Source organism: Shewanella sp. MTB7, from assembly GCF_027571385.1.
Classification (GTDB): Bacteria; Pseudomonadota; Gammaproteobacteria; order Enterobacterales; family Shewanellaceae; genus Shewanella.
The window spans coordinates 3,326,050-3,338,950 of record NZ_CP085636.1; the positions used below are offsets into that span (position 1 = coordinate 3,326,050).

Here is a 12,901-nt window from a genome sequence, read left to right on the forward strand (position 1 = left end):
TAAAAGTTAAATCGATTCCCCTGTAGTTCAGTTGGTAGAACGGCGGACTGTTAATCCGTATGTCACTGGTTCGAGTCCAGTCCGGGGAGCCAAGTTTTGTACACCAAAGTAAAAGCTAAATCGATTCCCCTGTAGTTCAGTTGGTAGAACGGCGGACTGTTAATCCGTATGTCACTGGTTCGAGTCCAGTCCGGGGAGCCAAGTTTTGTACACCAAAGTAAAAGTTAAATCGATTCCCCTGTAGTTCAGTTGGTAGAACGGCGGACTGTTAATCCGTATGTCACTGGTTCGAGTCCAGTCCGGGGAGCCAATTTAAATGGTAAATGTAAAAAGTTAAATCGATTCCCCTGTAGTTCAGTTGGTAGAACGGCGGACTGTTAATCCGTATGTCACTGGTTCGAGTCCAGTCCGGGGAGCCAATTTAAATGGTAAATGTAAAAGATAAATCGATTCCCCTGTAGTTCAGTTGGTAGAACGGCGGACTGTTAATCCGTATGTCACTGGTTCGAGTCCAGTCCGGGGAGCCAATTTAAATGGTAAATGTAAAAGATAAATCGATTCCCCTGTAGTTCAGTTGGTAGAACGGCGGACTGTTAATCCGTATGTCACTGGTTCGAGTCCAGTCCGGGGAGCCAATATCGCTAATGTACTCAGTAATACTATTTAAAACATATCACTTCTCTAACTGGTCACTTCCCCTCTTATTTACAAGTTACAAACAAACTTATTACTTTTAAAATTCCGCTTTTATCATTTTTCCGATAGAATAAGTCACAGAATTAACTAAAATAAAAGCATTGTCGTCCTCTAATGGTTATGCGACCGGATCCTTTATGAGCGTATCAAAACTTTTTCACATCTTCCTTTTTTTACTTTTTGTAGGACTTACTTTTCTCGTTTATTTAGAACAGAACCATTACCTCACAGAAAAAGGCACACAAAGATTAGCTGATTATCACTTTTATATGAGCGAAAACCTTGCTTTGCCGGACACTGGAACACTTTTATATTCTGAGATACAAGCTCATACAGAACTTCAATTTTTCCAATTCATTCACTCGACTGAAAGTGCAGCAAACCTAACGACAGGAACGCTCAATTCAACCTCAGAGAGCCCACTTGCTGTGCTATTTAAAATAGCGTTACCTGATACTCGTCAACTTGGTTCAGGTAGACTGCAAATTAAGCTGTCTACCGACGATCTGACCAATCACGCATTAATCGCATTTAAAAAAACCAGCATCGTACTTTGGCTCACTTATTTAGTTATTACTTTTGTGTTCATTAGTTTAATGATGATGGTAAAACGCAAAATTCGCTATGCCAGTAATTATGTAAATGGATTATCAAACCATCTATATCATGCTTTAGAAGCCTCAAAGTTAAAATCTGAGTTCACTCCTTTAGCAGATGCATTAGAACATTGCCGCAGCACACTCAAAAAAGAGAGTGAGACAATGTCTAAAGAGCATGAACGACTCAATAGAGCTGCCTTTGAAGATCAGATCACCGGATTTTCTACCCGCACAAGATTCACTCAGAAACTGGAATCTTTCTCAAGTACAGGGAAGAACCAAATAGGACTGCTAGCCTTAATCAAAGCCACTGAGTTAGGTGTCATAAATGATACTTTAGGTCGTGCTGCTGGAGATGAATATCTCTCAAAAATAGCAAACTGTATCCGTTATGCACTTACAAGCTATCATGATGCCGAATGTTACAGAATATCCACTGCGGATTTCGCCGTCTTTATTCCTGGACTCATTATTAAAGATGGTCTTCCTTTTGTGGAAAGTTTAAAAGCTCAATTCGATGAGTATCAGCAAACAATAAACAACGAATCAATTGCCCATATTGGGCTTGTTCCTTACGAGCATGATAGCGAACCTGCCAGACTATTATCCCAAGGGGACACTGCGGTAAGTATCGCTCAAACATTGGGGCCAAATTGTTTTTACCTGCAGGAAAAAGACAACAATGATGAGCTCTATGGAGATACTCGTTGGAAAGAAGCAATCGATGATCTCATCCACAGGCGTGCACTTAAATTTTATCAACAAGCTATCTTGCCTTGTCAAAGGGAGAGCAAGATATACAATGAGTTATTTTCAAGATTCTACAATGTTGATGGTAAATTTTTACCTACGGCGACAGTCATAGCGATGGCTGAGCGCCATGGCATGGTGATGGATCTCGATAAGCTTGTTATTATTACCACATTAAAAATGCTCATCGAAAACCCTGCACTAACAGGCTCTTTTGGAATTAACATAAGTGCTGCATCCATTATGCAAGAGTCGTTTATAGCTTGGCTTAAAGACTTACTTGTTAAACAAAGACATATAGCAGCTCGGCTCGTCTTTGAAGTCAACGAATCGGGTATGCAAACCAACCTAGTTGCAAGTTATAAATTTGTTCAAACAATTCATAGTGTAGGTGCGAGAGTCTCAGTCGAACATTTCGGCATGGGATTTACTTCCTTCAAATTTTTTAAACAAGTTAGACCTGATTTTATAAAATTAGACGGGAGCTACTCCAACAACATAGATCAAGATACTAATAATCAATTTTTTATCAAAATGATCATTAACATTGCACGAAGATTAAATATCTCAGTGATCTCGACCAGTGTTGAGCGACAAGAAGAAAAGTTCGTGTTGGAAAAATTGTTAGTAGATGGACTGCAAGGTTATTATATTGCCGAGCCTCAAGCCCTTCAAAATACAGCTTTGCATCAAAAAACGTAAGAACTTTAACTGTTTCAGTAAAACCTTGTATTCTATGTGTTGTTAATACTCCCAGAAAAGCCGATAATAATACTTATAATGGTTATGAATAATGAACTGAGATGAGTGAGTATCTCCTACTATTGGTAAGCACTGTGCTTGTCAATAATTTTGTATTAGTAAAATTCCTCGGCCTTTGCCCTTTTATGGGGGTTTCCAGCAAACTTGAATCTGCCATTGGAATGTCAATGGCCACGACGTTTGTACTGACCTTGGCTTCAATATTAAGCTACCTAGTTAATCAATATCTACTTTTGCCATTCGACTTAGGCTACCTAAGAACAATGAGTTTCATATTGGTTATTGCTGTGGTGGTTCAATTTACCGAAATGGTCGTTCAGAAAACCAGCTCCTCCCTATATCGTGCTCTAGGCATCTATTTGCCTCTCATCACGACTAACTGTGCAGTGTTAGGTGTTGCCCTACTCAATATCAATGAGAAGCATGGCTTTATTGAATCTGCCATCTATGGCTTCGGTGCGGCGGTGGGATTTTCTCTTGTACTTATATTATTTTCAGCAATGCGCGAACGACTCGCTGCTGCGGATGTCCCCCAACCCTTTAAGGGCGGAGCCATTGCAATGATCACTGCTGGACTAATGTCTTTGGCATTTATGGGCTTTACTGGATTGGTTAATTAACGATGTCAGGTATTTTTATTGCGATCATCTTATTGACGATCTTAGCCCTCTTCTTTGGGATTTTGTTGGGATTTGCGGCAGAAAAATTTAAAGTGAAAGGCAATCCTCTCGTCGATCAACTCGAAGCCCTATTACCTCAAACACAGTGTGGTCAATGTGGCTACCCAGGGTGCAAACCATACGCTGAAGCCATTGCTGGCGGTGAAAAAATCAACAAGTGCCCTCCTGGTGGCACAGCAACAATGGAAAAGCTTGCCGCTATGGCAGGAGTAGAGCCCGAGCCTTTAACTGCCAGCGAGGAGATTCAGGTCAAAAAAGTCGCCTACATTCGTGAAGATGAATGTATTGGCTGTACTAAATGTATTCAAGCATGTCCGGTCGATGCCATTTTAGGGGCTGGAAAACTAATGCACACTGTGATCACTGATTACTGTACAGGTTGTGATCTTTGTGTCGCCCCTTGTCCTGTCGATTGTATTGATATGCTCCCCATAACACCAACAGTAAAAAATTGGGACTGGAAATTGAATACCATTCCAGTGCAAATGATCGAAGAGGATTCCAAGTGCTAACTTTATTAGAACAGATTGATAAAGGGACACTGTGGCACCCAATTGGCGGAATACACCCACCGGAATGTAAAAACCAGTCTAATGCCACTCAGATCTCATCTCTGCCCTTGGCTGATGAGTATATACTCCCGCTACCACAAGTGGGTGATAACGCAATATTGACTGCTGTGGTTGGTGATTATGTCACTAAAGGCGAAGTGATAACCAGTGGTAGTCACTTCGGTTACCTGCCTGTGCATGCGCCCACGTCCGGGCATATTACTCACATAGAGCAACGTCCAAGTAATCACCCATCGGGATTAGCCGTATTAAGCTGTGTTATTTGTCCAGACGGACTGGAAACATTAAGCGATAAAGTCCACCCGACACTTTCACTTGACGATATTAAGAGCCTCTCCAATCAAGCGATTTTAAGTAAAATTCAGCTAGCTGGTATAGCAGGCTTGGGGGGAGCAGCCTTTCCGAGCCACATCAAGTTAAATCCGGCCAGTGATATTGAATTGCTTATCATTAATGCCATCGAATGTGAACCTTATATCACTTCAGATGACATGATAATGAGAGAACAAAGTGATGCCATCATGCAAGGGATCGCTATTATTTACCACCTGTTAAAACCTAAACGCCTAATCATCGCCATTGAGGACAATAAACCTCAAGCGATAGATATTATGCAGCAAGCTCTGTGTCGCAGTGTACTTCCTAAAAAGGGAGTCAGGATCACCAGTCTTCCAACACTCTACCCATCCGGTGGCGAAAGACAGTTAATTCAAATATTAACCGGCCAAGAAGTCCCTTCAGGCGCGATTCCTGCTCAATTGGGGATATTAGTTCAAAATGTGGCCACCTGTTATGCCATACAAGATGCTGTATTAAGAAACTATCCGCTCATCGAGCGAGTTGTCACGATAACAGGCAATAACGTGGCGAAACCGGGTAACTATTGGCTGCCAATTGGCACCCCTATTGCGCATCTTTTGAAACAAACAGGTTTCAAGGGAGTAGCATCCGATAAGGTGATCATTGGTGGCCCTATGATGGGGTATGCCCTTTATAACGACAGCGCTCCAATCCTTAAGGGCACTAACTGTGTTTTATTACCTGATGCCACCGAAATAGCGCCGGAGCAAAAGGAGCTACCCTGTATACGTTGTGGTGAATGTGCCATAGTGTGTCCAGCACAACTTTTACCTCAGCAGCTTTTTTGGCATGCAAAGGCCCAAGAATACGATAAAGCCGTTAACTTTAATCTCAATGACTGCATAGAATGCGGCTGTTGTACCTATGTTTGCCCCAGCAATATCCCGCTAGTTGAATATTATCGTGTGGCAAAGTCCGCTGTTAGAATTGAAATTGAAGAGAAAAAACAAGCAGAATTGGCTAAGCAAAGATTTGAGCTTCGAACTCAACGTTTAGAAGATGAAAAGCGTGCTCGTGAAGCGAAACAAAAAGAAGCGGCCGAAAGACGAAAGTCCACCATGTCCGGCTCAGATAAAGATGCCGTAGCCTTAGCGATGGCAAGAATCAAAGCTAAGAAAGCGGCAGAGTCTGCAGACTCTAAAACGGCGCCAGTAACCGCAACTGACGATAAACACGATGCAGTAGTTGCCGCTGTTGCCCGTGCTAAAGCCAAGAAAACAGCCCTTAAGGCAACTGAAGAGGTATCTGCAACACCTGCAATTGATGCTGAAATTCCAATTGACGACAAGAAAGCCAAAATTGCGGCTGCCGTTGCCCGTGCTAAAGCCAAGAAAGCAGCCCTTAGGGCAACTGAAGAGGTGTCTGAAACATCTTCAATTGATGCTGAAATTCCAGTTGACGACAAGAAAGCTAAAATTGCTGCAGCCGTTACTCGTGCTAAAGCTAAAAAAGCCGCCCTTAAAGCAACTGAAGAAGTCGCTGAAACACCTGCAACCGATATTGATGTGCCGGCAATTGATGCTGAAATTCCAGTTGATGACAAGAAAGCTAAAATTGCTGCAACAGTTGCAAAAGCGAAAGCTAACAAACTGGCCAAACAGGCAAAACTTGATAATGAAAAGGATTAACTGATGGCGTTTAAGATTGCCTCTTCGCCCCATTTGAGCCGAAGCTTTAAAACAAGCACTCTGATGCAGCGCGTTATACTGTGTGCCCTTCCTGGTGTAGCGACTCAATGTTACTTCTTTGGTTGGGGAGTGCTAATACAAGTTACAATAGCCATCGCTGTCGCTCTCTTAAGCGAAGCTGTGGTGCTACGACTGAGAAAGCGTCCAGTTGTTGATACCCTAAAAGATAACAGTGCCCTACTCACCGCACTACTGCTCGGAATTGCCATCCCACCACTTGCACCTTGGTGGCTCATTGTTATTGGCGTTGTTTTCTCTATTGTTGTCGTCAAGCACCTCTATGGCGGTCTTGGACATAATATTTTCAACCCCGCGATGGCCGGCTACGTGATGCTACTTATCTCCTTCCCGGTTCAAATGACCAGCTGGGTAGCCCCGATGATGCTAGCCAGTCAACCAGTGGATATTCTTGGTTCATTGCAACTGATATTTTTAAATGCATCGGCCAGTGATATTGAGGCCTATAAGCTCGGTTTCGATGGACTCGCTATGGCTACGCCACTTGATACTATAAAAACAGATCTCTCTATGGGACTGACCAGTACAGAGAGTTTATCTAAATCGATCTTTAACGATGGTTTTGGCGTTGGCTGGTTCTGGGTCAACATGGCCTATTTTGCCGGTGGGCTGGTGATGTTGAAGCTCAAAGTGATACGCTGGCATATTCCTGCAGGCATCTTAATTAGCCTCTTTGTTTGTGCCAGTGTCGGGTTCTTGCTTAATCCTGACACCCACGCAGGTCCCTTACTCCACCTTTTCTCTGGTGCAACCATGTTAGCCGCGTTCTTTATTGCTACCGATCCGGTAACCGCAGCAACAAGCATTCGAGGACGTCTCTTGTTTGGCGCACTGATCGGCCTCTTAGTCTATATGATCCGTACTTACGGTGGCTATCCTGACGCCTTTGCATTTGCCATTTTATTAGCCAACCTTTGTGCACCTTTTATCGATCACTATATGAAACCCAGAACCTATGGCCACCGTTCTAGAAACTAAACAAACCGGAGTATAACGTGAAAAAATCAATGTTAAAAAACGGTTTGTTATTGGCTACATTCGCCTTTTTCTGTACCGCGCTAGTAGCTTTAGTCAACCAACAAACCTTTGATAAAATCAAAGAACAACAACAACTTGAATTAAAACGTATATTGCATCAGATTATTCCAGATACATTACATGATAATGAACTAGTAGAGCATTGCATTCTCATTCACGATGAAGAGGTGTTAGGTGTCGACACTCCCCTCCCCTCATACATTGCCAGCATGCAAGGTGTACCCGTGGCGATTGCCATAGAAACCGTAGCGCCTGATGGTTACAGCGGCAATATTCGTCTTATTATCGGGATCAGCACCGACGGTGAAGTGTTAGGCGTAAGAACCTTGAATCATGCTGAAACTCCAGGATTAGGTGACAAAATCGAGTTGAGAAAATCAGATTGGGTGCTCAGTTTTAACGGTATGTTTCTTTTATCAGAAAGTGATACTCGCTGGAACGTAAAAAAAGACGGTGGGCAGATTGATCAATTTACTGGTGCAACCATTACCCCTAGAGCCTATGTAAAAGCCATAAAACGGGCTCTTGTCTATTTCAATGCAAATAAAGATAAATTACTAACAAGACCTGCAAACTGCGAGGTTAACTATCAATGAATGAATATAAACAGATAGCGCTACAAGGCTTGTGGAAAAATAACCCTGGTCTGGTGCAATTACTTGGTCTCTGCCCATTACTGGCTGTTACCGCAACCCTAACCAACGCTTTAGGTTTAGGTTTAGCCACCATGGCTGTGCTTATTGGTTCCAACATTTTAGTCTCTTTGGTTAAAGGTTTTGTACCTAAAGAGATCCGCATCCCGATATTTGTCATGATCATTGCGGCCTTAGTCACCTGCGTACAACTGTTAATTAACGCTTACGCTTATGGTTTATATCTGTCATTGGGTATTTTCCTGCCATTAATCGTGACAAACTGTGTGATCATAGGCAGAGCTGAAGCTTTTGCATCCCGCAACTCGGTGCTGAAATCTGCTTTCGATGGTTTTATGATGGGCCTAGGCTTCCTGCTGGTATTAGCAATCCTAGGGGCCTGCCGTGAAATATTGAGCCAAGGCACACTTTTTGACGGTGCTGATCTTCTACTCGGAGATTGGGCGTCGGTACTAACGATTCACCTGTGGCAGCTAGACACCAGCTTTCTGCTCGCCATGTTACCCCCTGGCGCATTTATCGGCATGGGCTTTCTAATTGCGTTTAAAAATGTTATCGATAAAAAGTTAGCTAAAAATGCGCCGACACCAGATATCCCAGAAATCACTCGCGCAAGGATAACGAAGGTAAGCTAACCCATTTAATATAATAACAATAGAGCTATTAAAAAAGATGAACAAAGCCAAACGACACGCTATTTTAGAGATATTAAGAGAACAGAATCCTCATCCAGAAACTGAACTTAATTTTTCAAGCCCATTTGAACTACTTGTCGCAGTCACGCTGTCGGCCCAAGCAACGGACGTTAGCGTGAACAAGGCGACGGATAAACTTTTCCCGGTGGCAAACACAGCGCAATCTATTTATGACTTAGGGGTTGATGGGCTAAAAACATATATAAAAACCATTGGGTTATACAATAACAAGGCCGTTAACGTCATTAAAGCCTGTGAGATTTTAATCAACAAATATGACGGTGAGGTTCCTGAAAACCGTGAGGCATTAGAATCACTTCCCGGTGTTGGCCGTAAAACGGCAAACGTAGTGCTAAACACCGCATTTGGCTGGCCCACTATTGCCATCGACACTCATATTTTTAGGGTGGCGAATCGTACCAAATTTGCCATGGGCAAGAATGTTGATCAAGTTGAGGAGAAGATGTTGAAGGTGGTGCCAGATGAGTTTAAAGTCGATGTGCATCACTGGTTCATTCTCCATGGCCGTTATACCTGTATTGCGCGAAAACCCCGCTGTGGAAGCTGTTTAATTGAAGAACTTTGCGAATTTAAAGACAAAATCTACCCTGAGTAATACCAATTACATTAAGCATCTGTTCATTCAACGGGAATTCACAGCCCTGAAGGCAAGGTCAATATGTGGGAATGTCTCATTTTGTATAGAACAAAATAGACCATGAGTCGTATTTCGAAAGCCTCTAACGGGCATAAAGAGCTTTGCTATTTGCTTTGAACATCAGCCCCTACGGGAGGCTCTCAAACATTCCCTTCAGCATAAGGTTGCAGTAGATACAAAAAAAGTCGCGATGCGACTTTTTTATTCTGTTTGTTTTGAACTTGCTCAGAACAAACTTATAAAAAATATAGAGAGAAACACACCTATAACAGCTGTTGTAGCGAGTGCCATTTTTAATTCAATGTCCATTGTAAACTCCAAAAAATTCGTCTGGGTTATTATCGGAATTTATGGCACTGCTTCAAACTCTTGTCGATAAGAAGTGTGAAGTCACGCAACATTAATGTTATTCATGCTATATTCCCGCCATTACCCATTACCAGCCATCGAAAAAGAGGTAACTATGTCACAACTGCTCCACACCATGCTCCGCGTTACAAATCTTGAAGCCAGTATCACCTTTTATACTCAAGTGCTAGGCATGAAGTTACTGCGTCAATCTGAGAACAGCGATTACAGATATACCTTGGCATTTGTCGGCTTTGATGACGAATCAACAGGAAGTGCTGTCATTGAGCTTACCTATAACTGGGATACTGACAGTTATGACCATGGCACAGCCTTTGGTCATTTAGCGATAGGAGAAGAAGATATTTATGCCCGCTGTAAGGCCATTGAAGCCGCTGGAGGCAAGATATTACGAGCTCCAGGCCCTGTGGCCGGTGGCAGCACAGAAATCGCCTTCGTCGAAGATCCTGATGGCTACAAGATTGAATTTATACAGATGAGTTCTGCTCAACGTGGTTTAGGCTGACACCAGATTAACCAGATCGAAATTAATGAATTTATAAGCATAAAAAAAGCGCCTTTCGGCGCTTTTTCTTTAAGTCTAATAGCGAATGCTATTTAGAACTTCATGCTTACACCAGCGAAGTATGTACGACCAATGGTGTCGTAAACTTCTGGTATTGTACCACCGTCACTACCATTAGAGACCGTTGTAGGCTCTTCATCAGTCAAGTTCTTAACACCAGCATTAAACGTGATTTCATCGTTTAAGTGATAAGTACCAGAGAGATTATGATAAAGGACTGATTCAGCCTTTCTTACCGCTGCAAATGGGTCATCATTTTCATCATAATCAGTATAATGGTCGTCCATTTCACCGATATAACGATTAAAGTACATCACACTCCAATCACCTCTTGCTGCCTGTATACTAAAATTATTACGCACTTGAGCATAAGCACCAAAGTTACCATCAATTGTATTAGTATAATCTTCATTATCCTGTTCGAAGTTTAACAAGTAAGTGGTATCGTTACTAATGGTCCAATCAAGACTCAATGCTTCAAAGCTATACGCTAAATTAAAATCAATACCACTGGTATCTTGGAAGCCAACGTTAGTCAGTGAGTTAGTCAAATTATCTAAATCACCATTTGGTCCAATGTTGAAAGTTTCACATGCTGATGAAGTTGGGTCAGCAAAACAAGCATTTAGACCTGCTTGGGTATCCAAACGCGCAATAGCGTTTGTAACCTTAAATCGCCAGTAGTCAACTGTTAGCGACAAACCATCGACATAACTTGGTGAGTACACTAAACCAGCCGTGTATGACTCAGACTCCTCAGGCTTAAGGTTTTCGTCTGACGTACGATTGACTAAAATCTGTGCATCTTGCGAGTTCCCCCAAGGATCAACTAGGTAATCAAATGACCCTGAGTTACCACCATATAGCTCAGATACACTTGGTGCACGGAAACCCGTAGCCGCTACAGTACGCAGCATTAAGTCATCAGTTGCTTCATAAGTTAAGCCAATCTTCCACGTTGATGCATTACCAAACGTTGAGTAATCATCAAAGCGCAAAGCAAATTCACCAGTAAGTTTATCGGTAAAAGGAACACTCACTTCCTGGAATACAGAGATAACATTGTAGCTACCATCGGTTGGATCTTGCTGCGCAGCGGTACTCTCACCTGCAACAACGATTGGGTCAGGATTGTAATAACCACTTTCGTAGCGGTATTCTGCGCCGATAGCATAGGCGACAGCACCTGCATCTAGATCAAATAGTTCACCCGTTAGACCGGCAGAGAATACATGTTGCTCGTTGCCACCATCCGCTTCTTCAGTGTATGCCACACTGTCAAGAAGCGCTTGGTCGCCAGGTTGGTCCATCGGCTGACCGGTAAACCAAGGATCTTGATTGGCATAGATTGCATCGGTCATGATTGATGCATTGATTGAGTTCTCTACCGCGGTATCAGCTTTGTTTTTACCGTAAGTGTAGGCAATATCCCAGTCCATTCCGGTATTAACATCAATTGACCCCGTTAGCGCAGTAGAAACACGTAATGTATCGGTGTCCTGAGTATAAATACGAGGACCCACATCACTCATTCGTCTTCTGTAGTTAACTAGGCCTTTGTCGTTTGGCTCTATACCAGCATCAATCATACCTTGATCAAGTTCTATACATGTCAAAGGATCGTCACCGGTTTCACAAACCTTTAGGTCAAGGTTAGCAGGCTGAGGCGCCATCTGCTGATTTGACTTACGCTTAGTGTAAAGGATATCACCCGTTAGCACTAAGTCATTGCCAAGCTCTTGGGTCATGTTGGCGAACAAGCTATAACGCTCACTTGGAGTCTGGTAAAAACTATCTTGGGTATAGTCGTAACCTTCTGAACGGTCTACCCAATTACCATTTTCATCTTTAACCATACCATCTAAAGAGCCGGTTGGGATGAATGAACTCGCCCCCGGATCTGTCCAATCACGATCTGACTGAATGACACCTTCACGTTTTGAGAAAGCGGCACCGAATGTGTAGTTACCGGTATCAGTATTAAAGCCATATAGTCCACTGACTTCGCCATGTTCACCGTCGCTCTGATCAGTCATGCCACCAGTAACATCAATCTGGAAGCCTTCAAAATCTTTCTTAGTTATGATGTTAACAACACCCGCAATGGCATCTGAGCCATAAACTGCTGATGCACCATCTTTCAGAATTTCTACCCGAGCAATCATGGCAACAGGAATGGCGTTAAGGTCAACAGCACTATCGGCACCAGAACCTGAGTTGACCATACGGCGACCGTTGAGCAGAACTAAGGTACGCTGTGAACCCATACCGCGCAGATCAACTTGTGCAACACCGTCTGCACCATTGTTAGTACTGGAACCTATAGCAGCACCGGCCATAGATGTTTGTGCTTGTAGCATTTGGTCTACTGAAGTGAAACCTTCAGCTTTGATAGTTGCGGCATCAATCACTGTTACAGGAGATGCTGTTTCCATGTCAGATCTTTGTATACGAGAGCCGGTAACTGCAATCCGTTCTACTTTAGCCTCTTCTGCAACTGCACTTGTTGTAACTGTGAATGCGGTGGATGATACAGATGCAATTAAGCCAAACTTAACTGCTAATGCTAATTTACTACGAGAATGTTGCGATGTTCTTATCATTAAGATTACTCCCTAACGTATTTATTATTATTACGCCACTTTATGTTTCAACAACGAAGCATAGTGCGTTGCATTCGATACTGAAGTTTCACCTTAATACAGTCAATCTCTCATTCCGTTAACTATTGATACGAAAAGGTTAATAGCCATAGCCAACAAAGTAACAACCAGAAGCACCCAGTTAAAGTGAAACTA

General features: G+C 42.7%; 10 protein-coding genes and 6 tRNA genes. 15 read left to right on the top strand and 1 reads right to left on the bottom strand.

Annotated elements, in window-relative coordinates; all coding sequences use genetic code 11:
- Positions 1-16 precede the first annotated feature (16 nt).
- The 15 genes from HWQ47_RS14285 to gloA all read left to right on the top strand — a co-directional run bounded on the left by HWQ47_RS14285 (position 17) and on the right by gloA (position 10,043).
- A tRNA-Asn gene (locus HWQ47_RS14285) sits at positions 17-92 on the top strand.
- 33 nt (positions 93-125) lie between these two features.
- Positions 126-201: transfer RNA gene (locus HWQ47_RS14290), tRNA-Asn, on the top strand.
- A 33-nt stretch (positions 202-234) separates the two neighbouring features.
- Positions 235-310, top strand: a tRNA-Asn gene (locus tag HWQ47_RS14295).
- 33 nt (positions 311-343) lie between these two features.
- Positions 344-419, top strand: a tRNA-Asn gene (locus HWQ47_RS14300).
- 32 nt (positions 420-451) lie between these two features.
- A tRNA-Asn gene (locus tag HWQ47_RS14305) sits at positions 452-527 on the top strand.
- Positions 528-559: 32 nt separating this feature from the next.
- Positions 560-635: transfer RNA gene (locus tag HWQ47_RS14310), tRNA-Asn, on the top strand.
- Between the two features lie 198 nt (positions 636-833).
- Positions 834-2,747, top strand: a complete 1,914-nt coding sequence (locus HWQ47_RS14315) for an EAL domain-containing protein (protein ID WP_269966764.1) — start codon at positions 834-836, stop codon at positions 2,745-2,747.
- A gap of 101 nt (positions 2,748-2,848) precedes the next feature.
- Positions 2,849-3,427: an electron transport complex subunit RsxA gene (gene rsxA, locus HWQ47_RS14320; protein ID WP_269966765.1), complete on the top strand. Its 579-nt coding sequence runs from the start codon at positions 2,849-2,851 to the stop codon at positions 3,425-3,427.
- Between the two features lie 2 nt (positions 3,428-3,429).
- Positions 3,430-3,999 carry an electron transport complex subunit RsxB gene (gene rsxB, locus HWQ47_RS14325; protein WP_269966766.1) on the top strand — a complete coding sequence of 190 codons (570 nt, stop codon included), beginning with the start codon at positions 3,430-3,432 and terminating at the stop codon, positions 3,997-3,999.
- The gene (gene rsxC / locus HWQ47_RS14330; RefSeq protein ID WP_269966767.1) at positions 3,993-6,047 is read left to right on the top strand and encodes an electron transport complex subunit RsxC; all 2,055 of its coding nucleotides are present in this window, start codon (positions 3,993-3,995) and stop codon (positions 6,045-6,047) included. The genes rsxB and rsxC overlap by 7 nt, the downstream gene beginning before the upstream one ends.
- A gap of 3 nt (positions 6,048-6,050) precedes the next feature.
- Entirely contained in the window at positions 6,051-7,103 is a 1,053-nt protein-coding gene (gene rsxD / locus HWQ47_RS14335) for an electron transport complex subunit RsxD (RefSeq protein WP_269966768.1), read from the top strand.
- Between the two features lie 29 nt (positions 7,104-7,132).
- Entirely contained in the window at positions 7,133-7,759 is a 627-nt protein-coding gene (gene rsxG, locus HWQ47_RS14340) for an electron transport complex subunit RsxG (RefSeq protein ID WP_269971752.1), read from the top strand.
- Positions 7,756-8,451: an electron transport complex subunit E gene (locus HWQ47_RS14345; protein ID WP_269966769.1), complete on the top strand. Its 696-nt coding sequence runs from the start codon at positions 7,756-7,758 to the stop codon at positions 8,449-8,451. The genes rsxG and HWQ47_RS14345 overlap by 4 nt, the downstream gene beginning before the upstream one ends.
- 37 nt (positions 8,452-8,488) lie before the next feature.
- Entirely contained in the window at positions 8,489-9,127 is a 639-nt protein-coding gene (gene nth, locus HWQ47_RS14350) for an endonuclease III (RefSeq protein WP_269966770.1), read from the top strand.
- Between the two features lie 505 nt (positions 9,128-9,632).
- Complete coding sequence (gloA, locus tag HWQ47_RS14355) at positions 9,633-10,043, top strand: lactoylglutathione lyase (RefSeq protein WP_269966771.1); 411 nt, start codon at positions 9,633-9,635, stop codon at positions 10,041-10,043.
- Positions 10,044-10,135: 92 nt separating this feature from the next.
- Here gloA and HWQ47_RS14360 read toward each other — a convergent pair whose 3' ends face one another.
- On the bottom strand, positions 10,136-12,706 hold the full coding sequence (locus HWQ47_RS14360; RefSeq protein ID WP_269966772.1) for a TonB-dependent receptor: 2,571 nt from the start codon (positions 12,704-12,706) through the stop codon (positions 10,136-10,138).
- Between the last annotated feature and the right edge of the window lie 195 nt (positions 12,707-12,901).

Excerpts from the sequence above, each read along its gene's own strand:
- rsxB (WP_269966766.1), top strand. The coding sequence starts at position 3,430 with ATGTCAGGTATTTTTATTGCGATCATCTTATTGACGATCTTAGCCCTC.
- HWQ47_RS14345 (WP_269966769.1), top strand. The coding sequence starts at position 7,756 with ATGAATGAATATAAACAGATAGCGCTACAAGGCTTGTGGAAAAATAAC.
- gloA (WP_269966771.1), top strand. The coding sequence starts at position 9,633 with ATGTCACAACTGCTCCACACCATGCTCCGCGTTACAAATCTTGAAGCC.
- nth (WP_269966770.1), top strand. The coding sequence starts at position 8,489 with ATGAACAAAGCCAAACGACACGCTATTTTAGAGATATTAAGAGAACAG.
- rsxA (WP_269966765.1), top strand. The coding sequence starts at position 2,849 with ATGAGTGAGTATCTCCTACTATTGGTAAGCACTGTGCTTGTCAATAAT.
- HWQ47_RS14315 (WP_269966764.1), top strand. The coding sequence starts at position 834 with ATGAGCGTATCAAAACTTTTTCACATCTTCCTTTTTTTACTTTTTGTA.
- rsxG (WP_269971752.1), top strand. The coding sequence starts at position 7,133 with ATGTTAAAAAACGGTTTGTTATTGGCTACATTCGCCTTTTTCTGTACC.
- rsxD (WP_269966768.1), top strand. The coding sequence starts at position 6,051 with ATGGCGTTTAAGATTGCCTCTTCGCCCCATTTGAGCCGAAGCTTTAAA.
- HWQ47_RS14360 (WP_269966772.1), bottom strand. The coding sequence starts at position 12,706 with ATGATAAGAACATCGCAACATTCTCGTAGTAAATTAGCATTAGCAGTT.